The sequence below is a fragment of the Ktedonospora formicarum genome, assembly GCF_016587355.1.
GTDB classification, from domain to species: domain Bacteria; phylum Chloroflexota; class Ktedonobacteria; order Ktedonobacterales; family Ktedonobacteraceae; genus Ktedonobacter; species Ktedonobacter formicarum.
The window spans coordinates 180,424-206,599 of record NZ_BNJF01000002.1 but is presented as its reverse complement, the minus strand read 5'-3'; the positions used below and the strand labels follow the sequence as shown (position 1 = coordinate 206,599).

Below are 26,176 nucleotides of genomic sequence, written 5' to 3'. Positions count from 1 at the left end.
CGAAGTGAAGTGACGTAATTGAAAACCTGAAAAGGATAAGAAAAATACCCCCAAGCCCGTTTCTTCAGGGAACGAGAGTATGGGCTAAGGACTTCTCCGAATGATCTACTTGCATTCTCTTGACGTAGCACATTAGTAGATGCTAATATCTGACTGAAGAGGTAGGATATTCGTGTGCATTCATACCCAATACCCCATTTACCCGCAAGGTATGAAGAAGGTAACAGACTAGGACGAGTATTGTCAGGAGGACAAATATGACAATATCGTATAAGCAGTCCCCTGAACAGGTGGAAGTCTTGGTAGGTTTCCGTTCCAGTTTTCGGCGCTGGCACGAGATCTTTTAATTATTAGTGTATAGCATCGTTGCCGGTTATCTTGCTAAATTTGTGAACGTACCAGCGTTCTTTCTCATACAGCTCTAGATATGGCAAATCAGGAAGAGATATAAAAACAACGAGGATAATGGAGGAATTGAACAGTAATCAAATAGATGTGCAATCATGATCAAATGTGTGCTTGTTGCGCACATTTCTCCGTATTGACATGCAAACGCTACCATGGTATGATACACGCACAAATTAAGAAAAAATGTTCTAACGCAAAACAGTTCACGTCTCTAGCGAAAGGGGATCTCTCCTCATCAGGAGAGATGGGGGTGAAAGGAAAGGAGGTCTTCATGCTTCTCTGCAAAAAGATCAAATTGGACCTCAGCGAGCAAGATGCGGCGACCCTTGAGTTCATGCAAGGAAAATGCAGAGGCCTCTACAATTGGTGGGTGATGCGACTCAGAGACGGAGAGAAGTGGCGCTTCAACGCCTGCAAGAAAACCCTGGCCGAAAGTCGTGCCCATGATCCTGAACTCAATCAGGTGTATGGCAAGTTGCTTGCGGAAGTGTATTATCGCCTGGATGGGGCCATGCAAGCCTTCTTTCGTCGCCTCGCCAATGGGGAAACCCCAGGCTTTCCTCGCGTGCGACCTCGCCATGGCTTCTTCACCCTCTGTTATCCAGCAATGTATCTCACGCTCGAGGGAAACACCCTCATCTTGCCCACAGGGGGCAAGGGCAAGCACAAACAGTATCCCGCTATCCGTGCCGCACTCACGGAACTGCCTCCCGAAGGCTTTCGAGAGGTGGCCATCAGTCGCGATGGCAGGGGCAACTACTACGCCTCCTTCAGCTACCGAAAGCCCGAGGAAGCCAAACGCAACGGTGACACTGTGGCCTTCGATCTGGGCATCAAGACGCTGGCAACTGGGGTCACGGAAGAGGGCCGCTTCTATCACATTGGAGGGTTCAAAGGCTCGCGTTGGTACAACAAACAGCTTGATACACTTCGCTCCAAACGCAGCAAGTGCAAGAAGAAGTCCCGCCGCTTTCTTCTTCTGAGCAAGGTCTATAAGCGCGTGTCGCAGAAGAAGCGCAACAAGCAGCGCGATAGCCTGCACAAGGCGTCGCACCTGATTGCACGACGATTGGTTGAGAGAACTGTCGTCGTGGGGGATCTTTCCCAGCGGCAAATGGCCATGAAAGAGCATCAGGAGCGCAAGAAGGCGCTCAATCGGGCGGTCTACAACGACTGGGGCCTGTACGCCTTTGTTCAGATGCTCAGCTATAAATGCCAGTTGTATGGGAAAGAGCTTCACGTTCTAGATGAGCGCAACACGTCCAAGCAGTGTAGTGGCTGTGGCAATCTGCAAGCCATGCCACTGCGCAAGAGGACGTATCGGTGCGCGGAATGCGGACTCAGCATGGATCGAGACGACAATAGCGCCGTCAACATCTTGATGAGGTTCCTTGCCCGGCGAGGGCCACACACTCAGGCGCGTCCTGAGTGCGGTGTGCTGCAGGCGACCCAAAGCGGCGTAGAAGTCATGGGGACTTCCCGTGAGGGGCACGTGCAGCAATTGAACCTGTTCGATTGTGTATAAACACATTTGAGTAGGTTTAGAATGGCAGGAATTGAACCGATGTCAACAGAGCATTCATCTCCACCTCATGTACCACGCAGCCAAGCACATGTGCTGACGTGGCGTACACGAGATATTTTGGTTCTGGCAGCCCTCTCACTGGTCTTTGGCCTTGTCATAATCTTCGTATCCGGGCTCTATGGGCTCCTCTCAATGGCCTTCTCACATGCCTTGGCCGGAGCGATTTTTTCCAGCTTTTTCCTGATACCAGGTCTGGCTACCCCATACATCCTGAGACGCCCAGGCGCGGCATTTCTGGGTCAAGTGCTGATTGGTTTTGTCCAATTCCCATTCGACCCAGGTGGTTGGACCTCTCTCACGATATACATTATGCTTGGTATACTCTACGAGCTGCCATTTCTTGTCACGCGCTACCGAAACTATCATCTGCTTACTTTAATTAGTGGCGGGATTATTTCAAATTTGCTGGTCCTTACCATTGCAGGACTAGCCGCAGGTGGATTTCATATTGCGCCGAGCATCATTATCGCCGCATACGTGCTGATTTTTGTGAGTGGCACTATTGGCCCCTGGCTCGCAAAGTTGCTTGCTGATACCATTGTGAAAACAGGGGTGCTGTCGAGCTATGCCATAAGTGACCACACAGAGCAGATATAATCAGGAAATGGTTTTATGCAGACCTTTTACCATCAAACGAGCTCATTATTACATCGATTGAATCCTCTTAGCAAAATACTGGCAACCGTTCCGGCATTGCTTTTCGTTGCTCTGACAACTGATCCTTGGGTTCCACTCGCTTTTTTGGGGCTCACGACTATCACTATTCTGATTGCTGGACAGATCCCTCTCACGCGCTTTATCCGCATTGTTGGTCCGCTACTACTGCTCACGCTTAGTTTCCTCTTGCTGTCCCCACTCATGGTTCGTGAAGAGCTGATGTCGCACTCGCCGGTATTTTTTCAGCTCGGCCCGCTTACAGTCTATCAGGCAGGAGTGCTCTATGGCCTTTCATTAGCGCTGCGGATAGCAGCGATTCTTCTTCTCTCAGTACTATTTACCTTTACTACCGATCCCGCAGATTTTATCCGCGCCCTAGTACAGCAATGGAAAGTTCCCTATAAGATTGGCTATAGTGCGTTGGCGGCATTTCGTTTTGTCCCTATGCTACAAAACAATCTACGTATCATCCAGGCTGCTCATAAGATTCGTGGTATCTCTCACAAAAGGGGGCCCCGTGCTTGGTATGATCAGGTTCGTCGTTATCTGATTCCCCTCCTATCGATCGCGATCCGTCAGGCCGAACGAACTGCTCTGGCAATGGACGGACGAGCCTTTGGTTCAATGAGCACACGCACCTATTACAAACAATATTGCTTTGCTAGCCGTGATTATCTGTTCATTGCTAGCTACTGGCTCATCTGCCTGCTTCTCGTGCTGATCATTTGGCGTGTCGGTTTACTTGGGCAACTTGTGTTCTTACAGACGATGTAGCACTGAGAGCCTTTTCCGAAAGTCGAAAGCAGCCTGAGGAAGCCTTAACCATTTCGAGTTTTCCTCGGATTTGGTCAGGACCCAAGAAATAGGGCTATAGATCAGCATGTACAGATTCTTTTGGCTACACAGATCTTCAAGGCTAGTTATTTACCCAGGTTGCGATGATATATGAGGGTATACGTATAGTTCGACATACAATAAGCCTGCTGATACTGTCAGTAGGTCTATTGTATGTCGAATGTCAAAGACGAAATTGCGTTTTCAATCGTCGATGGCCTGGTAGGCCAGGGTCCAGAAATCGCGGTAGAGATCGGGTTCCATGAGGCGCTGCGTGAGCAGAATGCCTACCAGATCTTCTTTGGGATCACAAAACCAGGAGGTGCCCAGGCCACCATCCCAGCCGTAGCGACCTGGAACCGAGGCAATATCATCCCGTCTGGTAATCATTGAGACTCCAAATCCCCAGCCATGCGTCTCAAAGAAACCAGGAAGCAGAGGCAGGCTGGACGCCGCTTTCTGTGTGGACGTCAACTGGTCTGTAGTCATCGCTTCGACCGAGAACCGTGATAGGATGCGCTCGTTGCGATGCCTGCCTTCTGAGAGCATCATCTGCCCAAAGGCCAGGTAGTCATCGAGCGTCGATACAAGCCCATTGGCCCCAGACTGGAAGGTGGGAGGGCGGCCCCACTGGCTCTCCTTAGCGCTGTCAAAGAGTTCGAGGGCCCCAGTCGCCGGATTGGGGAAGTAGCAGTTTGCCAGCCGGTCGAGCTTGTCAGCAGGAACGCTGAAGCCAGTGTCCTTCATCCCAAGAGGCTCGAAGATTCGTTGGCGAAGGAATATCTCAAACGGCTGACCAGAGACGCGCGCGATCAGCACACTCAATACGTTGGAACCGATGCCATAGAGCCACCTCTCGCCGGGTTGGTACATAAGTGGCAGCGTACCTAGACGGCGTATCCACTCATCGGGATTGGGCGTTGCCTGGGGGTGGTAGGCTGGCCTCATCCCGATCTGTAGCTCATTGGCGGCCTTGAGAATTGGGTATTCACCTGTCGGAGAAAAAAGCAGCCCGAAGCCCATAGTAAAGGTGAGCAGGTCATGTACCGTGATTGGGCGGTGTGCGGGTACCGTCTCGTTGAGTGGCGCGTCGATGCGCTTGAGCACCTTGCGGTCGGCCAGTTCAGGTAACCACTTCTCCACCGAATCTGAGAGGCGTAGTTTTCCTTCTTCTGCCAGAATCATCGTCGCCGCTGCTGTGATGGGTTTGCTCATTGAGGCAATGCGGAAAATCGTGTCGCGCCGCACTGGGTCAGGGCCATCGAGTGATTTATCGCCTACAGTTTCGATGTGGACCTCTCCGTGCCGGCTAATGCCTATGACGATGCCAGGCACTTCACCGCGCTCAACATAGCCTGCCATGTTCGTGCGCAGACGGCCTAGCCGCTCCCTAGACAAACCTCCAGTTTTCATAGTTTTTTCTCCTTTTACTATGAGGCCCCTATCCTGGCAAACTGTCTTGTCCACACAAAGATTCGAAAAAAATTGGCATAGAAACCTTCTTTTACTACTCTTCTCGAAAAGTCTTGTTCCAGAATTCCCTAGCTAGGTGAGTTGCGGTTCATCTTGACATGGTCATCCAGACGATGGTGATGGTAGGAGAGTGTCTCCTTGTCACATTCGTCTGGTTTACTGTGTCATTACTATGACACAACGAAATGAGGAAACGTGACCGATGAAGAATACACACAACTGGTTAGTTACACAATTCGAGGCAGAGCGTCCTCGCCTGCGAGCGATAGCTTACCGTATGCTCGGCTCGCTCACTGAGGCGGAGGATGCTGTCCAGGAATCCTGGCTGAATTTGAGCAGTTCCGACACGAGTACCGTTTCGAACCTGAGTGGATGGCTGACAACAGTCGTAGCACGAGTGTGTCTCAACATGCTGCGTACGCGCAAGTCGCGACGTGAGGATTCCTTAGAAGCTTCGGAGCCTGAAGCTGTAACGGGTGACAAAAGAGAAGTTAACCCGGAACAAGAGATGGAGCTTGCCGATTCAGTTGGCCTGGCTCTGCTGGTAGTGCTCGATCAGCTTGCTCCCGCCGAGCGCCTTGCCTTTGTCCTGCATGATATCTTCGCCGTGTCTTTTGATGAGATCGCCCCTATTGTAGAGCGCTCAGAGGCCGCGACCAGGCAGCTCGCCAGCCGTGCCCGCCGTCGGGTGCGAGGAAAAGCATCCATGCAGGATGCGGACATTGCCACAAGCCGAGATGTGGTTGAAGCCTTTCTTGCTGCCGCGCGCGAAGGATCTTTTGAAGCGTTGCTGGCAGTGCTCGACCCGAATATCGTAGTCCGATTCGATTCCCAGGATGTGCCTGTGGGCGCACCAAGAGAAATGCATGGCGCGGCGGTTGTAGCAAAAATGCTTGTGGAACATTCTCAGATTTTCCGGGCTTGTCAGGTTGCGCTTGTGAATGGTTTTGTGGGAATCGTTGTGGCACCCTATGCTCGACTGATTGCTGTTGGCGATCTCCTCATCAAAGATGGCAAGATTACCATATTCACTGCGATTTTAGATCCTGTACGCCTGCGCCAGCTTCACCTTGCAGTCCTTAACGACTGATAAACCGCTTGTCGCCTGCGCGATATAGCTGCCATGCGACTCTTGAACGGTCTCCGGGGCCCCTGGCATAATCAATCCTTTTCTCGATCATGGAAGACGACAATCAGTTCTGTGGAGATGGTGGAGGTATCCCGATTTCAACTGATGCGCTACTTCCCCAATCTGCTTGGGCGATATAATTACCAGAGGCATGGTGATGAGAAGAGGAAGAGGATGCCGGGAGTGCCTGAGCCGCTTGAAGGAGTCCAGCATCCTGATCCGCCTGCCCGCAGTAATCTCTTCGTTTAAAGATGCTTTCCAAGCATCAGATGATGGTTTGGCTTCCAGGCGATTAACGGCCTGAGTGACCTCGCTCCCAGGGCCGATTTGCCAACTTCTGCAATTCCTTCTACGGCACCAGCTGAAAGTGCTGCCACAATTGCTGTGGTAATCGGGCCTATTGAGGCGCCCTTTCTCAAGGGCAGTTTTACAAAAAGAGTAATAACTAATAATAACATATACCTCTTGGCTGCTACTTGCAAGAGATATCCCTTTCCTGAGAACTTATGCCTGGCTGGATTGCTGCTTTTTACCTGAGGCTCACTTCGAGGAATTACCACTTTCTCCCAGAAGCGTCTGCACAGTACCTCTGATAAATTGATCTTCTGAGACGGGGAAGGGATCATGCCCCTGGAAGTATTGGACAAAGACATACTGATGGCAGGCACCCAACAGTAGCGCTGCGAATGAGAATGGCTCAATCTCTGACTTGAGACGCCCAAGTCGCTGTTCTGCTGCGACATAGTTCGCGACTCTCTCATAGATGTTTAATGGTCCACCTTTGTGTTCCTGCATCCAGAGACGAAAATGGTTCAACAGATCAATGTCAGCGAATAAAGCTGTAGATAATGGGAGTAATTTGCGGTAATACCGGATAGAGGCCCGTGCTATGTCGCGTACGTTCTCCTCGATGGCTCCCTGCCCAACCCGCTCTTGTTGAACCACGGTGAGAAAATCTGGCACATTCTCTTCAATAGCGGCTAGAATGAGAGCTTCCTTGGTCTCAAAGTGTTTGTACAGCGTTCCTTCAGCACATCCAGCGGCATCTGCAATCTCTTTATTGGTCAGGCGAGCCAGGCCCTTCGTTTGCAACATCTGTTCTGCTGCCTCCAAAATGTACTTGCGTGTTCTCATCTGAAACCATTTCTTCCTTCAATATCTAACGAATGAAAGTGATCAATCACTTTAAAAGTATAGTACTCAACCACTTTTGTGTCAAGAGAAAACGGCGCAAACATGGGGATGCGGTGATTCACGGCAACTGAAAGTTCCGATTGCGCCAAAGCGACCTCGTTTTTGAGCGACCCACCATACCCTCACACCGCGACCGGGGCATGAGGCCGGTTCTTCTCCCCGTAAAGCTTCCAATATGGGAAACGCAGAAATATATTTCTATCTTTCGTTACCTACATTAATGCGGTTTAGGCAGACCTCACATAGCGAGTTGCCCTCCATCCTGTGATGGAGGGCAACTCGCTATGTGAGGTCTTCTTGTTCAATGGTCTCGTTCATACAAGGGTGTATTCACGCTGGCAATGGTGGTTGGTACAGACCAATGAATTCGATTTTGATTGAGCGACGGCATTACTTACGAGACGACGCTGTTCAGTTCGTTTAAATCCTCTTCGGAAAGAGTTAGCGCCGCCGCAGTGACATTGTCGCGTAAATGTGCAACCGATGAGGTCCCTGGTATCAGCAAAATGTTTGGCGAGCGTTGTAGTAGCCATGCCAGCGCAACGACCATTGGGGTGACGCTCAGACGGGAAGCGACGGATGCAAGCTTATGGGACTGAAGAGGGGAGAAGCCGCCCAGAGGGAAGTAAGGAACATAGGCAATGCCCTGTGCGGCTAGTGCATCGATTAGATCATCGTCAACTCGGTGGGCAAGATTGTAGAAGTTCTGCACACATACAATCAGCGCGATGGACCGGGCTTCAGCAATCTGCTCAGCAGTTACGGTGCTGAGGCCGAGATGCTTAATCAGCCCTTCTTTTTGAAGTTGGGCTAGTGCCGTGAATGGTTCGGCAATTGAACCTGGCGTTGGGCTGTCAAACCCTCCGACACGTAGGTTGACGACGTCGAGTGTATCTAGTCCGAGATTCTCCAGATTGTCGAAGACGGCCTGGCGTAACTGCTCAGGTGCTAGTGCCTGTGGCCAGCCACCTTCTGCATCTCGAAATGCTCCAACCTTTGTGACAATGTGCAACGAGTCCGGGTACGGGTACAGAGCTTCTTTAATAATCTGATTGGTGAAATGTGGACCATAGAAGTCGCTGGTATCGATATGAGTGATACCTAATTTCACCACTTCATGCAGGACTGCTATTGCTGCGTCTCGGTCGGCGGGTGGACCGAACACATGTGGACCAGCTAATTGCATTGCGCCATATCCCATGCGCGTGACCGTCAGATCCTTGGTCATGGTGAATGTTCCTGCGGCTGCGGCTGGTTGATTGATATGTTTATTTGTTGAATGCGATCCCATAGAATATTTGCTCTTTCTCTTGATGAAGCGACGTCAATCATGATGTGTGATACACTTTTGAGTATGGCACAAGGGTTATCGTATAACCAGAGTCCCTTTATCGTATGATTGAGACAAGTAGGATAAGGCGCAAAGAGGATGATAAGTGACGATCAACGCAGGCAGGATCTTGCTGATTTTCTCCGTACGCGACGGATGCGTCTCTCGCCTGAGCAGGTTGGGTTGATACGTGGAGGAAGGCGGCGGACTCCAGGTTTGAGGCGTGAAGAAGTCGCGCAGCTAGCGAACATAGGTGTGTCCTGGTATACCTTATTAGAGCAAGGGCGTGATATTCGTCCTTCAAGTGAGGTTCTCCATAGTATTGCTGATGCGTTACAGTTGACATATGCTGAACGGAGCCATCTTTTTTTGCTTGCTAACCAACAACATGTCATAGATGCATATGCATCGGATGAAGAGGTGAGTCCTGCTTTGCGTCGTGTGCTTGACTCACTTAGCCCAGTTCCAGCCTTTGTCGTTGGTCGCCGTTGGGATTTTCTGGCCTGGAATATTACGGCTGAAAAGGTGTTTGGGCTCTCAAAGCCAGTGCCACCATATGAATATAATGCTGTCTGGCGTATGTTTACCGATCCGACGAGTCGTAATATATATAATCCAAAGTGGGAGCAAGTAGCGCAGAAAGTAATCGCAGAATTCCGTGCTGAGAGTGTGCGTTATGCCAACGAAGAATGGTTCCAACGCTTGATAACTGATTTACAGCGCGTAAGTCCTGAGTTTCGAGCGTGGTGGCCTCGTCACGATGTCCGAGTAAGAAGCGATGCGTTCAAAGACATCGAGCATCCGTTGGTGGGGTGGCTAAAGTTCGAGCATACAACTCTACAGGTGCCAACTATGCCCGAACTTAAAATTATGATTTATACACCTCTTCCTGGAACTGATACCCTGGAGAAGTTACAGCGTTTGATGGACCAAGAGGCAATTATGCATACAGTGTAGAGAGCAAGCAACGCTTGCCGCATCCACTGATACGTACAAACAATAAAATCGCAATACTGTCACTCTTTGTGTTCCCCTTGCCTCTATAGTTGTAACGCTTGATCATATTGCTGATCTGTGACCACTTGAACACGACGCAAGCCACGAATGGCATTGCAAATGTATACCTCTTTGGCTCTCAAGAGATCATCCAGAGTGAGAATGGCTTCCTGCGCATTGGGGTGCGCCTCAAGCAGGTATTGGCGTGCTATTCCGGGAAGTAAACCGCATGTGATCGGTGGCGTGAGCATTTTTCCATCGCGTTCAAGAAAGATGTTGCTTATTGCCCCCTCTGTGACTTCCCCTTGCTCGTTGAGAAACAAGACATCGACGTATCCATGTTGTTGTGCGATTTGGAAGGCATGTTCATAAAGGGGGCGATACGTGGTCTTATGGAAATACATGCGGTCATGCGAATTTGTCCGTTGTGGGCTCACAACGACTTTCAACAATCCTTCCTGCTGTGGTTGAATCTCTAAGCTCTCGCAGGTCACCATGCCACTGCGCTCTAACTGGAGGCGCACTTTGTAGGCATGACCTGTCTTCATTGTATCGCACTGCTTTTGGAGGAGTGCCCGAACATTGTTTATGTCCCAGGGATAGCCAAAATAATGGGCTGAGGTTTGCATACGCTTGAGATGTTTTGCCAGATGATAATAGTGACCATCCCAAAGAATGGCCTCCAAAATGGCGAACGTTGGTATGTCTGCGGTCAAGAAGCGGGCCTTGACTGCGCATTCGGCTGCTTCTTCAGCAGCTTGAGAGTCATAAACGATTCCGCTGCCAATGCCCATGAGCCCCTGTCCTCGCTCAAGCTCAATGGTACGAATCGCCACATTAAAGAGAGCTTGCTGTGGTCTCTTATCTGTTGGTGGTGCAATATAGCCAATCGATCCTGTATAGATGCCCCGCCGTGTTTCTTCCAATTGACCAATTATCTCCATCGCTTTAAGTTTAGGCGCACCAGTTACCGAACCACATGGGAAAAGACTGGAGAGTATCTGTGCTAAATTGGCTCCGCGCCTAAGCTTTCCTGTCACGGTCGAGGTCATTTGTAAAACGGTCTCATAGGGTTCAACCTGGAGCAGATGTGGAACGGTGACCGAACCGATCTCGCACACCTGCCCTAAATCGTTGCGCAAGAGATCCGTAATCATAATGTTTTCTGCTCGATTTTTGCTATCGTTGTGAAGCCAGGATGCTTGCTGAGCATCCTCCTGGAGCGTACGCCCTCGAGGAGCAGTCCCTTTCATGGGGCGGGTGATGATCCGTTGTCCATCCAATTGAAAAAAGAGCTCTGGCGAAAAGCTTAAGACAGATCGCTCGCCAATGCGTATGTAGGAGCTGTAGTGTGTTCGCTGAGCCTGGCGTAGACGCGCATAAAGTGCGAGTGGGGAGCCCTCAAAGCGAAAATGTGTCCGTCCAGTCAAATTGATCTGGTAGACATCTCCGGCACGAATATGTTCACGAACCTGCTCAACTTTGCGGCGATAGGCTTCTTCGTCGAGATTAAAATGTACATCCTGGACTTCACATCCCATCTCATTTTGGTGAGCTAAGGCATAAGCCTGCCAGCTTGCCTCTCGGAGATCAGAGGCAAGACGATAAGGCTGGTTGTAGACTCCAAACCAGGCGAGAGGCGAGTGCTCATCTCGATAATCTTGCTTCCTCAGTTTCTCTAAAAAATAGCCGCATTCATAGGCAAAATATCCGGCAAGGTAATAACCCTTCTGAAGATAGCCCTGCATTGTCTCAAGCAATGGAAGAAATTCGCTTGCCTGGTGAATTGCGAGTGTGTGTACTGGGTCAACAAAGAGGGTGTCCCATCCATCCTCTTGCCCTCCCAGGGTATTTTCTAGCAGGACCAGGTGGTCGCGTGTTTGTAGTAGTTGAATAATGTCAGTTGCTGATAGGATAGAAAGCATAGAGCCGCCTTCACTTGCTTGTGGAGTTGGATTGAGAATTCGAACGTGCATAAGGTATAGCAAATAGCACAAGATCCGTCAAGAAGGCGTGTATCTGTAACTGTCCATCCTTACCTCACTTGCGACTTGGCGTAGCACGATATTAACGGAACAGGCTTACCCTTCACTGGATAAGCTCATCGCGGGTTTTCAATGAGCATTTTCATTGTGTATGCTTCGATCAAATTTTCTTGAAGACATGAGTAGGCCCCGGAGCCACCGCGCAGTTGCGCGCAGCAGGCGGCTCCGGGGCCTCCACAGTCGTTCTCAGCACCCATCGTTGAGGGCGCCGGTCTTGATGGAGATGTAGCCCGAATTATGGCGCCAGTCCGTGAACCAGGCAGAGAAGGTGCTCCCCGTCTCTTCCGGACCACTCCAGCTCGGGTATGAGCCTTCGTTGTCCGCGTGAAGCTCCTTTCCTCCCTTGTAGAGGAGAAGGTTGTAGGGGTACCACACCTTGCTCGCTTCTACGCGCACGGTCCCCTTCGGACCGCGAGTGAGGGCGATGCCCGCTCCCACGCGGTCCTGGAGATTCCGCGAGTACTTGTTCTCCTCCACTACCTTCTCGTGGGAGGCGAGCGGCAGCTTGCCGCTTGCCACTTCCTTGCCACCGACCTGGGCCGTGAACTCCACCCACTTGGTCCCCTGCGGGACAAAGGTGGAGAAACTACCTGCGTGGATCGATTCGACCCTGTGCTTGTCGGTGGTGACCGACAGAGAGGCCTTGGAGCAGTCGACCTTGGTGTCCACCGTGTAGCCGGCGCCATTCCACATGGCGTTCATCGACGCCGAAACCTGCTGCGTCGGAGCAGATTTTGAGGCTGCCGGAGCCTTTGGAATCTGACTTGAGTCGGAGAATTCACATCCCGTCAAGCCTGCCAGAAGTGCCGCGACCAATGCCGCGACCAACCAGTGCCAACGACGCACTGGGATCACCCCTTTGATGTGTTGGTTGTCTGAGAGCGTATCCAACGTTGACCTCCACCAGAACCTTGTGATGAAGAGGTCATGTCGGATGTTCATTTACATCATTAAATATACCATGGCTCTATTGATACTGCAACTGTAATCTAACTAGTCTTGTATAAACTCATCTTGTTACTACACTATTGTTATTGATAAATGGAAGGGGGCACAATGAGGAATAGGGTAGGTATTTCCTTTCCTTATGCTTGTTCTTTCAATTTATGCTCTGTTATCTGAATATGTGAACGAAATGGAAAGAAGGTGGCATCATAGCATGTCCCAGGCATATCTCGGATAAATTCCCACCCCAACTTTAGAACTGCTCTTGCCCAAGTGCCTGACCTGTAGCAACGCCGCTCATGTTGCCTATCATATTCAACACACTGTTACCGCTCTCGCCGGGCGACATCGTTTGCACTTGGCTGTGTGCCGATGCGTTTTCCAGATGTGCATCCCAGTTTACCAATGATTCCAGGCACATTCATAAGAAAAATAGAGCGATGTATGGTGCTACTGCCAAAATGATATAGTTGAATGAGAGTTCTATCTGGAGGTACCCGTTGATGGCGAATGAATCGCTGACTCCTTCCTTGATTTCCACCCGGCAGTATGCGACGTTGATCCGCGAGAACATTGCACGGGTTATTATTGGCAAATCTGAGATTGTTGACCTGTTGCTTGTTGCGTTACTCAGTAACGGCCATGTGCTGCTTGAGGACGTGCCTGGTACGGGGAAAACTGTTTTGGCAAAATCGTTGGCACGTTCGCTCAACGCGACCTTCCAGCGCATCCAGGGGACGCCTGATATGTTGCCATCCGATATAATCGGGGTGAGCTATTTTGATCAGAAGCTGAATGAGTTTACGTTTCGTGCTGGCCCGATTTTCTCGCATATCCTACTGGTGGACGAGATTAACCGTACGACTCCTCGTACGCAGGCCGCTCTTCTAGAGGCCATGGCCGAACGCCAGGTAACGGTTGAGCGCGAAAGCAGACGCCTCCCCCAGCCGTTCCTGGTCATTGCAACGCAGAATCCAATCGAACTTGAAGGAACATTTCCGTTGCCAGAAGCGCAGCTCGACCGTTTCTTTATGAGGGTTCAAATGGGATATCCCACCGAGGAGGAAGAGCAGGCCATCCTTCATCGGTTCAAGCGGGAGGAGCCTTTGGATGCGCTGCAGGCCGTTGTGAGTGGAGAGGAGTTTCTGGCATTGCAGCAGGCCATTCGCCAGGTACAGTGGCAACCAGCCGTTGAGCGCTATCTGCTAATGTTGGTGCGTGGCACGCGTGAGTATAAGGATATTCTACTGGGTGTGAGTCCACGCGGCACATTGGCGCTTTCCCGTGCCTGTGAAGCCTATGCCGCGATACAGGGGCGTGATTTTGTTCTGCCAGACGATGTGAAGTACCTGGCTCCTTTTGTTCTGAGCCATCGCCTCCTGACTACGCATCGCAATCGCATGCGAGGTAAACGCAGCGCAGAGATTATTACGGAGATCATCCAGAAGACTCCTGTTCCGACCGAGGACATCTCTTCGGTGCCTACGTCGAGGTAGTCAGGCCATGAACGCACATCGAGCTGACGAGATCAGTTTTTCTCGACATATCTTCAAGCAGCGCCGCTCCTGGTATATTTTGGCCTGCTTGCTTTTTGTTTTGAGCGGACTCAGCCGCCAGCCGCTCCCTCTGCTGGCGGGCGCTTTCACGCTGGTAATCGCGTTTGTTCCAGATCTCTACTTTCTCTACGCATTGAAGCATTTGCGTGTTCGTCAGCAGGTCGATCAGAAGAAGTTGTTTCTGGGTGAAGAGGTGACTCTGACAATAAGCATCGAGAATCGCAAATGGCTGCCCCTTCCCTGGGTGCAAATGGATAATGTAATTTCCCCTCCGCTTGCAGTCCAGAAGTTGGACGAGAGCAGGTTCCAGGCACCATCGCGCGAAATGTTGACCACATCGTGGCTTTTGTGGTCTTACCAGCGAGTAACCCAGCGGTATACCATGACCGGTCATGTGCGTGGTCGCCATGCCTTTGGGCCACTTAAATTGCGTTGTAGTGATCCTTTGGGGTGGCTGGAGCGTGAGATATTGCTCTCTGCTCATGATGAGCTGGTGGTTTATCCGCGGATTACATCGCTTGAAAGCTTGGGTCTTCCCTCCAGATTTCTGATGGGCGACCATATTGGGTCACGTCAACTTCTTGAAGACCCGCTCTGGTTTGCCGGGATTCGGGCTTATCAGCCAGGTGATGATTTGCGCCGCATTGATTGGAAGGCATCAGCGCGTACTGGCGAACTCTGTAGCAGAATTTATGAGTCGACTACCCGGCGCCACCTCCTACTCTTGCTGGATACCCGCGCCTATCTTTCCCAACGGCAGGGACCTGATAGCGCCCTTCAGGAGTTTTGTATTGCGGTAGCTGCCTCGCTGGCGATGTGGGGACTTGAGGAGGGCTATACGGTTGGGCTACTTACTAACTGTTCAATGTCAATCTCCAGTCATATGCTCAGCCCTATAGCCGACACTGAACAGCATAGTAGCATTGAGCAAGCAAATCAATCCAAGAAGATGAATTACTCGGTGCCAGGGGTAAGCGTTCCCTTTGGTTTGGATGCTGAGCAGTCAGAGGATCTCCTGACTACGCTTGCATGCCTGGCCCCTGATAGTCACACGCCTATAGAATATGTGATTGAAAACGAGCACGAGATGTTTGTGCAGGGTACCACCATCCTGTTGATCAGTGCTACACAAACGCTGAGTGCTGACACGTTAGAGCTCCTTCAGCAGCAAAAGAGACGCGAATGTGCAGTTCATATTGTGTTGGCTGGAGAGCCAGAAGAGCGGCAAGAATTGCCAGACATAGAGGACTTTCACTGCTACTATATTGGCGGAAAGGAGAAGTGGAATGTCATCACCAACACGCTCAACGACGCGTAGGGCACGCTCGTCCCGACGAGTGCTGTTTACCTCCAGCTGGATTGAGGTATGTATTATTCCTGTTGCGTCGGCTATTATGGAGGCATTGCCCATTACCCTGGCACTTCAGGCTTTGTTCCATCGATCTTCCGTGTCTGCTGGAGATCAACAGATGCTCAACGCTGCCAGTGTGACTTTCGCCTTGCTTGGTCTGCACTGGTGGATGATGTGGAGTCGAGCCAAAGGTATACTGGCTGGAGTCGTGAAAATGCGCACCCTACTTCTGCAACTACTGAGCTTTCTGCTTGCTTTTGCGTTTCTGCTGTGGACAAATCCAGTCTTTCTCGTTGACGTAAGCGGCTGGACTCTCATCCTTTTTCTGACCGGCTTACTTTGGGGGCGTAGTTATTTCCGTATGCGGGCGCGACCCGACGAGGAGACTGATCAGCTGCTTATCTCCTTGAAGATTGGCTTCCTGGTTATGCTCGGCGTAGTGGTTTTTGCCCTCATTGAGCAGTCTCAGGGTTTTCCAGACCTGAATCAGACCTTGTTGGCTGATTTTCCCATTTTCTTTCTTTCGGCTCTGTTGGCCCTCTCATTCAAACGTCTGAGCATCCTCAAACAAGAGCAGTCCCAGAAAGGAAGAGGTTCGCACAGTCTTGAGACTGGAAGATGGCTCGTCATCCTGGCGCTTGTCTGGGTGGCTGTGATCATCGGTAGTATTCTCCTTGAAGCTCTTCCTCCCGATGTTCTCTCCGGCGCCGTCAATGTATTGTTGGGTATCCTTTTCGGCATTCTGGGCCTGTTTGCCTCTCTTTTAAGCCTACTGCCTTTTCCAGATGCTTCACAGCTTTCATCGCTGCATGGCCAATCAAGACAAGATCATCAAATGCCACCGCAGTTTCAAATAAAGCAACCGCCGCATCCAACACTTTTCTCCCTGCCAATCTCTCTGCTCATCTTTGGAGGCGGAGTTCTCCTGGCAGTGCTAATTTTGACTGTTCTGCTCAGAAAGCGCGCATACTTGGTTGAAGAGGGCAATGAAGACGAGATGCGCGAGCAACTTGATAAGGAGAAGATTCGTCAGGAGCGACGTATAGAGCGCAAGCAGAGCCTCAAGCTTGAAATACTTGACCCCTCGTCCGCGCGTGCACGTTATCGAGAATTTCTCACAGCTACGGCTACACAAGGGTTGCCACGCCGTCCCGAAGAAACTCCCATTGAATATCAGACTCGTCTTTTATCTCTCACTCAGGGTGAATCCGAAGTGAAGGAGCCGCAAGGGCCTTCGGATCAGGAGATTCTTGCCACGTTAACTCAAGCGTATACCCGTGAGCGCTATGGAGCGAAGCCATTGACACCTGAACGCCGAGATTACCTACGCCAATGGGTGCCCTCTCTGTTCCGCCATTTTGGGCGAAAGAGCCCCTAGGTGGCCCTGCACATGGCGATCACGCGTCGCGCTCTCAAGGCCAGAACTCTTGCATCACTGTGATCGAGGCTCGACGTACATCAGCGACACCTACCAACATCTCTTGTTACAACTGAGCATCCAGGTGAGCATAAATCGGGTGGGCAGTTGCTACGACAATGCGGTTATGGAGCCCGTTCTCGCCAACCTTAAAGATGCATGTGCCCTGCATCACGTTCCGTACTTGCTCATAAGTGCAGCAGGTTATTTTTGAGTACATCGAGTATTACCCCAAGTGGCTTCGACACCATTCTTATTTGGGCTACCCCAGTCCATGTATGTTTGAACTATTGACCATGTAGTCTGCAACTTTCGCACCTCTTACAAGTCGGAACACTATCACACACAGCAATGCCGGACCAATGGCTGCTTTTCTTGCCAGAATCCTTATTTTTCTATATAAATAGGAAGCTCCGTGTAACCTCTACTGTAACATGGAGGAAAATATATTATTGCTTTTTGATAGAGGGGTATCTATGAAAAAAGTATCTATTTTACTTGCGAGTTTTGCTTTATTTGCTACTTTATTTGTTTCTGCCTGTGACACATCCAGTGATACAGACACAGTCCAAACACAGCCAACAGCTACGCCCACGGCAACCACGCAAACATTTCAGAAAGATGGTTTTCAGGTAGATTACTCGCAACAATGGACAGAATCAGCACCAGCGACGGATATTTATTCCTTTGCAGGTCCTAACGGCATCACTCAGTTTACTATTCATATGAAAGCATTATATTTTGACGTGGACTCGATGCTACAAGATCTCACTCCCGGTCAGAAGCTCACCTGCACGAAAGATAGCCAGCCAGAGGAAAGCATCGTCATTGACAAAAAAACGTTTCTGAGTGATACATCAGATTGCACTAACGATAAGAAGGAGAAAATCAAGGTTGCTACACTGGTCTACACACCAGCATCAGCCGACAATTCTCAGCCAACAACCGAAAAAAATCAAATTGTTATTCTCCTAGAATCGTCGGCAAGTACCTACGATCAAGATCATGGCACCTATTTCCAGCCTATGATCGATTCTTTGACCTTCTCCTAATCTCCTTTGGTCGTTTACAGAGACGCAAATGGAAGATATGAATCTCCCGAAAAAGGAAAAAGCGGGACAGGAGGAGGAAAGCACAGCCATAAAAGCTGAGCACTTCACAACGTAGATACGGCGGTACTTCAAGAAGAGGTACCGCTTTCCCGTAAAATGAGCACCAGCGCTGCAAGAGGACTTCGTGTTGGCTCTGGAAGGGCACAGGTAGCAAAGAAAGCAAAAAGCGAAGGCTTTTCGTTGAGTTCTTCTTTTGTTACTATATCATAGCACCCCTCAGCCTGTGGTTTGGCATCTCGGCTTCCCTCTACTTTGTGATATCGTATTTATATGAAGTGCGAGCAGGCCCCTATCTTAGAGGCTTCAATGCTCTGTTCACGAAAAGCGTCCTCTTCATTGAAAGATGACAAGAGGCGTTCTCAGCTTTTGGTCTCATAGGAGCGACCCTGATAGTGGACATGTGTCTTCAAATGCGTAAATAGAATGCTGAAAGCAGTAGAAGAGAGGAGTTCTCCGATGGAATATAGGCAGCTTGGTGGCTCTGGTTTGAAAGTATCTGCTCTTAGTTTTGGGACGGCTACCTTTGGCGGAGGGGGCGCGTTCTTTAGTGCCTGGGGCAATACCGACGTATCTGCCGCCAGTCGCCTCATCGATATCTGCCTGGATGCCGGAGTAAATCTGTTTGACACGGCGGATGTCTATTCGAAAGGATTATCAGAGGAGCATCTTGGTAAGGCTATTGCTGGACGACGAGAGAGGTTACTTCTTTCGACGAAGGCAACCTTTCGGATGGACGACGGACCAAACGAGGTAGGTTCATCACGCTATCACCTGATCCGGGCTTGTGAGGACAGCCTGCGCAGGCTGAAGACGGACTATATAGATATTTACACTTTACATGGATTTGACGCGACTACCCCGGTTGAAGAGACGCTGCGTACGCTCGATACACTGGTCCAGAGTGGAAAGGTCCGCTATATAGCCTGCTCCAATTTCTCCGGCTGGCATCTAATGAAATCGCTCGGTATTGCGGAAAAGCATGGCTGGACGCGTTATGTTGCTCACCAGGCCTTTTACTCCCTGGTTGGGCGCGAGTATGAATGGGAACTCATGCCGCTTGCCCTTGACCAGAAGATAGGGACAATTGTCTGGAGTCCTTTAGCCTCGGGAGTTCTTTCGGGAAAGATCCGTCGCAATCAGCCTGCACCCCAGGGTAGTAGGGTCCAGCAGATTGGTTCAGAGGGGTCACGTGTTCCTGACGCGAAGGTCTATGAGATTGTAGACGTCCTTGATGCCCTTGCTGAAGAGACGGGTAAGTCTGTTTCTCAGATTGCCTTGAACTGGTTATTACAGCGCCCTACGGTAGCAAGCGTCATTGTTGGTGCTCGTAATGAGGAGCAACTGAAAGAGAATCTTGGGGCGGTGGACTGGAACCTCACTGACGAGCAGATCACAAAGCTTGATAAAGCCAGTGAGATTCCTACCATATATCCTTACTGGCATCAGCGATCTTTTACAGAGCGCAATCCTCTGCCAGTTCCTTCCTATCTGGAAGGTTAATCTGAGAAGAACGCTAGTGCCTGCTTGCATCAGAGCTATATTATGCTCTGCTGAAGGCTGTTCCAGGCCTCCAAGCATTCTCGTTATCGGGAATTGGTGGATCCAGCTGCCTGTGTGGGCCGCGATCATCCTGAAACAATGCAAGAGGATTGGAAGGTAGTAGCCGCTGATGCAATAGAGGTTGTGGTGCCAGAGACCGAGCGCGACCTGCTAGCGTTTCCATATTTGGCAGTGTTCTTCCAGGGTTGCAGCTCGAAGCCAATCGAACTGGTTCCACAACCCACGTCATAAGGCACCTCCTTTGATGCTGGATGACTGAGAATTGGTTATGGAGCCAGCTCGACTCTTTCTCGCTGTTATTTCACATTGCGTTTGATCATGGTACACACCACCCCGAATAGATGGATGATTTCTTCTCGTGGGCGGCACTTATCGACCGCGCACTACTCGTTCTCTCAGGTCTGTTGTAGAGGTTTTCCCCTTTGGCCTGGGCTTAAAAAGCATGCGTACCGCTTTAGATGCTTAATAAAGCATGTGGTCTGGTGCTTCATTTCTTCCGAGTGTTCAGTAATCCTCGCACATAGGCGGCCTGACCAGCATGTTGAAGATCGTCAGCAATGACGCTGATAAGCCGTACAGCCAACGTCACAGGAGGATTCCAGCGTGTATCGACAATTTTTTCGTAGTCTTCATCTTGTAAGCTCTGAATATAGGCGATTGTAGCAGCGTGGACTGCATCGTAGTAGTCAAGCAGTAAATCAGCTTGAACCTGTACAGCAGCAACTTGTTTGCTGCTGTGCCCATACCCTGTCTCATCATCTGCAAAAGGTAAAGCGAATTTTTTTGACCATTCTGAGTGCCAGGCTTGTTGTGTATGTGCGATGTTTGCCACATGATCATCTTGAATACGTGTTAAGTGCCATACAAGCCATCCGATGGAATTTGCTGTTTCGGTTGGACGGAATGCTAAATCTTCTTGATTGAGCCCCTTGATAGTTTGGTGGACGACTTCTTGTATGCGTCCGAAAGCATCAATAAGTAGTTCATTCGATATCATGATTCTCCCCTTTCTCATTAGTATTTCTTTCCATACGATTTGAATAACTGGTTCCAATCCATGGAAGCTCAATATCCTCCCATCAGTCAATCTCTCCTTCAGCAGCTCTCACTCTTGAGCGGAAGTGGTAGTTCCTCGTATTATAGTTGTAACACCCCTTGCATATTTACACAATTTAAAAAAACTCGTCATTGAACACAAAAAGTTGGTGGAATGTCAAAGGCATTGGATCAAGGCATCCAGCTGGGAAAACCATACAACAGGCAGGACATATGTACTTTGAAAGAGATCGTTAAGAATATGAGAGGAGCGAGTATTTCTCGCAATTGATCGCCACATTGTAGCTTTTTGAGACTTTCTCGTTGCAGCGTTGACATCATTGATTTCAAGGAGATCTCTGCACAGGCTGATTAAAAAGAGGAGGACAGCATGCGCGATACTTCGTCTCGTACAGCAGACTTGCTTGCTCTGCGTGAAAAACACATTCCACGTGGCATCGCAAGCACTCATCCAATCTTTCTTGAGCGGGCTCAAGGTGCCCAGTTGTGGGATATTGACGAGCGAGAATACATCGACTTTGCAACAGGCATCGGGGTTCTCAATGTTGGTCACAACCATCCCAAAGTCATCCATGCGGTCCAGGAGCAACTTGAGCGCTTGACCCACACCTGTTTTCAAGTTGCCATGTATGAGCCCTATCTGCGCTTAGCGGAACGGCTGAACCAGATTGCACCAGGAGAGACTCCCAAAAAGACCATCTTTTTGACGACAGGAGCTGAGGCGGTAGAGAACGCTATCAAGATTGCGCGGGAAGCGACACGGAGGTCTGCTGTTATTGCTTTTTCCATGAGCTTTCACGGTCGTACCTTCATGGGCCTCAGTCTTACTGGGAAGGCCACAGCCTATCGACAGCATTTTGGGCCGTTTGCGCCTGAAATCTACCATACGCCATATCCCTATACCTATCGAGGCTGGAGTAGTGCACGAGCGTTGGATGCACTCCAGGAGCTATTTCACACGCAAGTGACCCCAGATCAAGTGGCTGCCATCATCATTGAACCCGTAGTTGGTGAAGGAGGCTTTATCCCGGCACCTCCCGAATTTTTGCAGGAACTCAGACGTGTCACCGAGCAACATGGTATTGTGCTGATTGCCGATGAGATTCAAACGGGTTTCGGCCGAACAGGGAAATTGTTTGCCGTCGAGCATGCTGGTATTGTTCCAGACCTTATCACCACCGCGAAAAGTCTTGCAGGTGGGTTGCCACTCTCTGGAGTCATTGGACGTGCGGATATAATGGATGCCCCCTCTGCAGGAGGACTTGGTGGCACATATGGAGGAAACCCCCTTGCCTGTGCCGCAGGCTTAGCGGTGCTCGACATTTTTGAGCAAGAGCATCTGCTCACTCAAGCCGAACGGCTTGGTAATCAACTGATGGAGCATTGCCGTGCACTCCAAAGCGAAGTTGAAGCCATCGGCGATGTACGTGGCCTTGGTGCCATGATTGGCATAGAGTTGGTCCGAAATAGGCAGACAAAGGAACCTGCTCCAGAACTGGTAGACCAGATACTTGTAGAAGCGCGAAATCAGGGGGTATTGTTCATCAAGGCTGGACTCTACGGAAATGTGATCCGGCTTCTTGCGCCCTTAATGATCGAAGAGCAGCTTGCTCTTCGCGCGCTTGATACGCTTGGTACAGTAATCAAGCAGGTTGTACAGTGATACAATAATGCTTGAGAGGAGAAGAACCATCGATACCTTGCTGAAAGCTATTCCCTATACAGAAATTTGAAGCTTTGATCTGATCAGAGCCGGAGCGCGTCTGCCAAAAAGTTCAGGGGAACCACTACTAGAGCCCGTTCCTCTCCTTGAGGGTGTAGAACGGAAAGCGTGGTACGAACCTCTGGAATCCCGTTGCTTTCGCACGGAGAGCCCTCAGCAGCGTTTGGTATTTTGGCGCAATCTTCCCATTCCCTCGTTTTTCCCAGACAACCATCGCGAATTGGCATAGCTTGCACGCTCACTCAAACCGATATCTCTCGGTCGCATGGAAAAACGAGGGAATCGATCCTATTCAGAACCATTTGATGGAACGCTGGTCAGGAAACCATGTTCAAAAGAACATACCATCTGCACAACCAACACGAGCAGAAACAGATTCACCACCCTATCTCTTATAATGGAGCGATTTCATGATCCCTTTTGTCAGTCGATCAGGTGATCGAATGCGATCAGCAGGTGCTCCGGGCCGCGTAATACGGCATTGGTTCGATATGGAGGGGGATCGACGACTAAGCGTGGATGGACCAATCGACGAGCAAGTTCGGTGAGTGCGATCTGAGCCTCCAGGCGGGCTAATGGCGCCCCAACGCAGTAATGATCGCCCCCTCCGAAGCCGAAGTGCTCGTTGTCGGGGCGATCTGGGTTGAACTCATTGGGATGTGCAAAGCGATTTGGATCACGATCGCCAGCCGCAAGTATCATTCGGATGCCTGACCCCTGCGGAATCTTTATTCCTCGCAGGCTGATATCGGTCAGAGCAAAGCGCTGGGCCGATTGAACTGGTGGATCGTAGCGTAAGATCTCTTCGACTACGAGATAGGCACGCTCGGAATGATCGCGGAGCTTCTGTAACTCCTGGGGATGGCGCAACAGCGTAAGCATGCTGTTGCTAATCAGATTGACGGTGGTCTCGTGTCCAGCTAACAACAGCAGAATCATGGTACTGCTGAGGGTCTCGTCATCCATGCGTCCCGCTGGGTCATTACCTATGGCTAACCCTGAAACGAGATCGTCTCTGGGATGGACCCGCCGTTCAGCAATTAGCTGGCTCATATACTGCGAGATCTCGCCGAATGCCTGGGAGATGTGGGGGTTCATTGCCAGCGCCGGGTCAAGACCCTCTGTTAACGTGTCTGCCCAGGTATGGAAGCGCTTCTCATCCTCTCGCGGTACACCCAGTAATTCGCAGATGACAGTCACAGGTAATGGGTACGAAACGCTCTCTACCAGATCAAATTGCTGCTGGCCTTTTTTTGCGTTGAGCAGTTCGGTCACTGTTTCGACGATCCGTCCTCGCAAACTCCTGATCCGTTCCGGCGTGAACTGATGCATGACCAGTCGTCGCAGGTAGGTATGGGAAGGCGGATCGAGAAAGAGCAACCATTTTTTTGCTACATCACGTAATCCTTCAACAGGGATTTTGCTTTTGCGCTGCTCTTTGCTGATACTTGGATCGTGGAGTAGTAAGTTGATCTCCTGGTAGGTACTGACAATGTAGTTCTCCTCATCCACTTGTGCCACGGGAGTTTGGCGCATCTGCTCGTACAGTGGATAGGGATTGGGGCGACTGGCATGATCAAGCATCTGTTCGTACAGCCGCTTCGGGCTTACAGGTGTCTGGGTCATGATCGCGCTTTTCTTTCCTGTTCTTCTTTCCTGGGGTGTCCTTTTCATATGCTTATCCTATTCAGGTGCGGCGTCAAAAGGGGTGGCGCACCAAGTGGGACACGTGGGTCCAACAGTGTCAAGGCATCCCCCTCAACCGGCTGTTCAGGAGTGTTAGGACCGGCTCCCGTGGGCACCGCGCCAGGATCGTGAGTAGGCTGCCCACGCTTCGGGAAGCCTGCCGGCATGGAATGTAGTTCGGCTGGCTCGTCGGAGGCGTGCAGCTCTGGTGGAAACGGCGCGCGGGCTTCGATCAGCGTCTGATAGGCTGGTAAGTATCTCGCCGCGTTGACGGCAACCGCAGCGATGATACGTCCCTGATGGCCATAGGCAGCGACTAGACGGCCTTCCTCAAGCGACCCTTGGGTGAGAACGATCGTATCAGCAATAACAGGTAAACCAATGGCCTTAATATTGACTTCAAACTGATTGGACCAGAAGGAGGGCAAGTGCTTGTGTGCACGGCGCGTCGCTGAACTAGCCAGCATATTATGGGCTGCTGTTTCTGCCTGGGTAACAGCATTACTCCAGTGCTCAACCACCAGGAGTTCACCGTCATAGAGTGGATGTGGCCAGCGAGCCACATCCCCCGCCACGAAGATGTCATCCGTGACAATCCCATCCGCATCGAAGACGCGACAGGACGCATCACACACCACGCCGCGTCCGTCAGCAGCCAGCCCCGCATTCCGCAACCACTCGGTGTTGCGCACAGCCCCCAAAGCGACCACTGCCACCTCTACGTCCAGTTCATCACCATCGGAAAGCCGAGCACGACACAATTTCTTCTGTGCATCGCCCTCCAGAGCCATAACGGTGGTGTTGCAGCGCAGATCCACCCCATGCTGGCGCTGTAAATGCGCGGCATACGCCCCAGCCGCCTGGCCGAGGGCACCCGCGAGAGGAGTTGCGCTACGCTCGGTGACCGTGACCTCCAAGCCGAGTTCGCGGCAAACCGAAGCTACCTCTGAGCCGGTAAATCCAGCCCCTATGACGAGCACACGTTTAGGTTTGGAAGCCAGACGGGCATGAAGTCGAGCAGCATCTTCACGGGTGCGCACAGTGAAGACTCCATCGAGAGCTGCTTGTTTCGGCTCCGGCCAGGGACGCGCGCGCGTACCAGTAGTGATCAATAAACGATCGAATCCGATCCGACGTCTATCTGCGAGCTGCACCTCTCGGTTCGGTACATCAAGCGCCATCGCCGGAACACCCAACAGCCATTTTGCCGCGATATTGCGCTGCCGGGGTAAGGTGGTATGCTCTGCCGAGATCCACCCGGTCAGAACCGATTTGGAAAGAGGTGGGCGATCATAAGGTTCTTCAGATTCATCTCCAATCAGAGTCAGAGGGCCCGTAAAGCCCTCTGCACGCAGGGCCTCTGCTGCGCGCAACCCAGCCAATGAGGCACCAACGATTACCACGTGCCCATTGGTAAAGCCAGGCATTATGGGAGGATGGCTGCTCGTCATGCCTTTCCTCCCATAATGTTCTCTTTATGAGAAATATGCTTCGGTTGTTCATCCTGGTCATCCAGTATAATGGCGTGAACTGGACACGCCGCCGCTGCCCACCGAACCTGTTCACGGAACTGGTCATCGGGAGTATAATCATATTCTAGAGCTTCTTCGCCATGAAACCGAAAGACACTCGGCGCGGCAAAGACACACTGTCCATAGCTCTGACAGCGGGTTAGATCCACGACAATTCTCATATGAACGCTCCTTCATACGCGACACTTTCTGGTGGTTTCATTCTGGGAGCGAGAAGTATCCCTTGACAGTATGAACCCAGGGGAAAAGACCAACCAAAGTGTGATGGCCTGATTGAGAGGAAGCACCAGAAGACGGACCCAAGCATTTTTGAATTTGATTTTGTGCGTTTGAGACTTACAAGAGCCGAGAACACAAGCTATATCGTCCCTTGATCAGCTGCACATATAGCTTAGAGATGACTTTTACCGGTTTCGGCGTGTCTGAGCGGAATGTTTAGCCCGATCTTTTCATCTGCTCCTTCCTCTCTTGAAAAAGAGGAGAAGGAGCAGGCATACACTCGTATTGTGGTAAATGCACTTCAAATTCTGGTTTGCAGAAATGAGAACACACGTAATTTCAGACAAAGCAAGAGGAGCAGAAGGTTC

At 50.7% G+C, this 26,176-nt stretch carries 21 protein-coding genes; 11 read left to right on the top strand and 10 right to left on the bottom strand.

Annotated elements, in window-relative coordinates; translation table 11 throughout:
- Nucleotides 1-679 precede the first annotated feature (679 nt).
- Genes K3T82_RS19970 through K3T82_RS19960 form a run of 3 tightly spaced genes read left to right on the top strand, consistent with a single transcriptional unit; the run spans nt 680 to nt 3,424 of the window.
- Nucleotides 680-1,933 (top strand): RNA-guided endonuclease InsQ/TnpB family protein, encoded by a 1,254-nt coding sequence (locus tag K3T82_RS19970; RefSeq protein WP_220195315.1) that lies wholly within the window; start codon nt 680-682, stop codon nt 1,931-1,933.
- A 39-nt stretch (nt 1,934-1,972) separates the two neighbouring features.
- Nucleotides 1,973-2,590, top strand: coding sequence for an ECF transporter S component (locus K3T82_RS19965; protein WP_220195314.1), 618 nt, complete (start codon nt 1,973-1,975; stop codon nt 2,588-2,590).
- 15 nt (nt 2,591-2,605) lie between these two features.
- A complete protein-coding gene (locus K3T82_RS19960; RefSeq protein ID WP_220195313.1) occupies nt 2,606-3,424 on the top strand; it encodes an energy-coupling factor transporter transmembrane component T family protein in 819 nt (272 codons plus the stop codon).
- Between the two features lie 264 nt (nt 3,425-3,688).
- Here K3T82_RS19960 and K3T82_RS19955 read toward each other — a convergent pair whose 3' ends face one another.
- Nucleotides 3,689-4,897: a serine hydrolase domain-containing protein gene (locus tag K3T82_RS19955; protein ID WP_220195312.1), complete on the bottom strand. Its 1,209-nt coding sequence runs from the start codon at nt 4,895-4,897 to the stop codon at nt 3,689-3,691.
- Between the two features lie 262 nt (nt 4,898-5,159).
- Here K3T82_RS19955 and K3T82_RS19950 point away from each other — a divergent pair, with 262 nt between their 5' ends.
- Nucleotides 5,160-6,047, top strand: coding sequence for a sigma-70 family RNA polymerase sigma factor (locus K3T82_RS19950; RefSeq protein WP_220195311.1), 888 nt, complete (start codon nt 5,160-5,162; stop codon nt 6,045-6,047).
- A gap of 284 nt (nt 6,048-6,331) precedes the next feature.
- Here the strand turns inward: K3T82_RS19950 and K3T82_RS19945 are convergent, their stop codons facing one another.
- The 3 genes from K3T82_RS19945 to K3T82_RS19935 form a co-directional block, all read right to left on the bottom strand.
- On the bottom strand, nt 6,332-6,568 hold the full coding sequence (locus tag K3T82_RS19945; RefSeq protein WP_220195310.1) for a hypothetical protein: 237 nt from the start codon (nt 6,566-6,568) through the stop codon (nt 6,332-6,334).
- Nucleotides 6,569-6,626: 58 nt separating this feature from the next.
- Nucleotides 6,627-7,220, bottom strand: coding sequence for a TetR/AcrR family transcriptional regulator (locus tag K3T82_RS19940; protein ID WP_220195309.1), 594 nt, complete (start codon nt 7,218-7,220; stop codon nt 6,627-6,629).
- Nucleotides 7,221-7,674: 454 nt separating this feature from the next.
- On the bottom strand, nt 7,675-8,571 hold the full coding sequence (locus tag K3T82_RS19935; protein WP_220195308.1) for an aldo/keto reductase family oxidoreductase: 897 nt from the start codon (nt 8,569-8,571) through the stop codon (nt 7,675-7,677).
- 138 nt (nt 8,572-8,709) lie between these two features.
- On the opposite strand from K3T82_RS19935, the gene K3T82_RS19930 reads away from it, so the two are divergent.
- Nucleotides 8,710-9,567: a helix-turn-helix transcriptional regulator gene (locus K3T82_RS19930; RefSeq protein ID WP_220195307.1), complete on the top strand. Its 858-nt coding sequence runs from the start codon at nt 8,710-8,712 to the stop codon at nt 9,565-9,567.
- An 83-nt stretch (nt 9,568-9,650) separates the two neighbouring features.
- On the opposite strand, the gene pabB is transcribed toward K3T82_RS19930, so the two are convergent.
- Nucleotides 9,651-11,531, bottom strand: a complete 1,881-nt coding sequence (pabB, locus tag K3T82_RS19925; protein WP_220195306.1) for an aminodeoxychorismate synthase component I — start codon at nt 11,529-11,531, stop codon at nt 9,651-9,653.
- 306 nt (nt 11,532-11,837) lie between these two features.
- Nucleotides 11,838-12,542 carry a hypothetical protein gene (locus tag K3T82_RS19920; protein WP_220195305.1) on the bottom strand — a complete coding sequence of 235 codons (705 nt, stop codon included), beginning with the start codon at nt 12,540-12,542 and terminating at the stop codon, nt 11,838-11,840.
- A 557-nt stretch (nt 12,543-13,099) separates the two neighbouring features.
- Here K3T82_RS19920 and K3T82_RS19915 point away from each other — a divergent pair.
- From K3T82_RS19915 to K3T82_RS19895, 5 genes are all read left to right on the top strand, one after another.
- A complete protein-coding gene (locus K3T82_RS19915; RefSeq protein WP_220195304.1) occupies nt 13,100-14,092 on the top strand; it encodes an AAA family ATPase in 993 nt (330 codons plus the stop codon).
- A gap of 7 nt (nt 14,093-14,099) precedes the next feature.
- Complete coding sequence (locus K3T82_RS19910; protein ID WP_220195303.1) at nt 14,100-15,470, top strand: DUF58 domain-containing protein; 1,371 nt, start codon at nt 14,100-14,102, stop codon at nt 15,468-15,470.
- Nucleotides 15,439-16,881 carry a DUF4129 domain-containing protein gene (locus K3T82_RS19905; RefSeq protein WP_220195302.1) on the top strand — a complete coding sequence of 481 codons (1,443 nt, stop codon included), beginning with the start codon at nt 15,439-15,441 and terminating at the stop codon, nt 16,879-16,881. The genes K3T82_RS19910 and K3T82_RS19905 overlap by 32 nt, the downstream gene beginning before the upstream one ends.
- 515 nt (nt 16,882-17,396) lie before the next feature.
- Nucleotides 17,397-17,972: a hypothetical protein gene (locus K3T82_RS19900; RefSeq protein ID WP_220195301.1), complete on the top strand. Its 576-nt coding sequence runs from the start codon at nt 17,397-17,399 to the stop codon at nt 17,970-17,972.
- Between the two features lie 516 nt (nt 17,973-18,488).
- Nucleotides 18,489-19,532, top strand: coding sequence for an aldo/keto reductase (locus K3T82_RS19895; RefSeq protein ID WP_220195300.1), 1,044 nt, complete (start codon nt 18,489-18,491; stop codon nt 19,530-19,532).
- 547 nt (nt 19,533-20,079) lie between these two features.
- Here the strand turns inward: K3T82_RS19895 and K3T82_RS19890 are convergent.
- Entirely contained in the window at nt 20,080-20,589 is a 510-nt protein-coding gene (locus K3T82_RS19890) for a mycothiol transferase (RefSeq protein ID WP_220195299.1), read from the bottom strand.
- Between the two features lie 429 nt (nt 20,590-21,018).
- On the opposite strand from K3T82_RS19890, the gene gabT reads away from it, so the two are divergent.
- Complete coding sequence (gene gabT, locus K3T82_RS19885; protein ID WP_220195298.1) at nt 21,019-22,311, top strand: 4-aminobutyrate--2-oxoglutarate transaminase; 1,293 nt, start codon at nt 21,019-21,021, stop codon at nt 22,309-22,311.
- A gap of 483 nt (nt 22,312-22,794) precedes the next feature.
- Here the strand turns inward: gabT and K3T82_RS19880 are convergent, their stop codons facing one another.
- Genes K3T82_RS19880 through K3T82_RS19870 form a run of 3 tightly spaced genes read right to left on the bottom strand, consistent with a single transcriptional unit; the run spans nt 22,795 to nt 25,750 of the window.
- Complete coding sequence (locus K3T82_RS19880) at nt 22,795-23,997, bottom strand: cytochrome P450 (RefSeq protein ID WP_220195297.1); 1,203 nt, start codon at nt 23,995-23,997, stop codon at nt 22,795-22,797.
- Between the two features lie 44 nt (nt 23,998-24,041).
- Nucleotides 24,042-25,508: an NAD(P)/FAD-dependent oxidoreductase gene (locus K3T82_RS19875; protein ID WP_236031406.1), complete on the bottom strand. Its 1,467-nt coding sequence runs from the start codon at nt 25,506-25,508 to the stop codon at nt 24,042-24,044.
- A complete protein-coding gene (locus K3T82_RS19870) occupies nt 25,505-25,750 on the bottom strand; it encodes a ferredoxin (RefSeq protein ID WP_220195296.1) in 246 nt (81 codons plus the stop codon). The genes K3T82_RS19875 and K3T82_RS19870 overlap by 4 nt, the downstream gene beginning before the upstream one ends.
- Between the last annotated feature and the right edge of the window lie 426 nt (nt 25,751-26,176).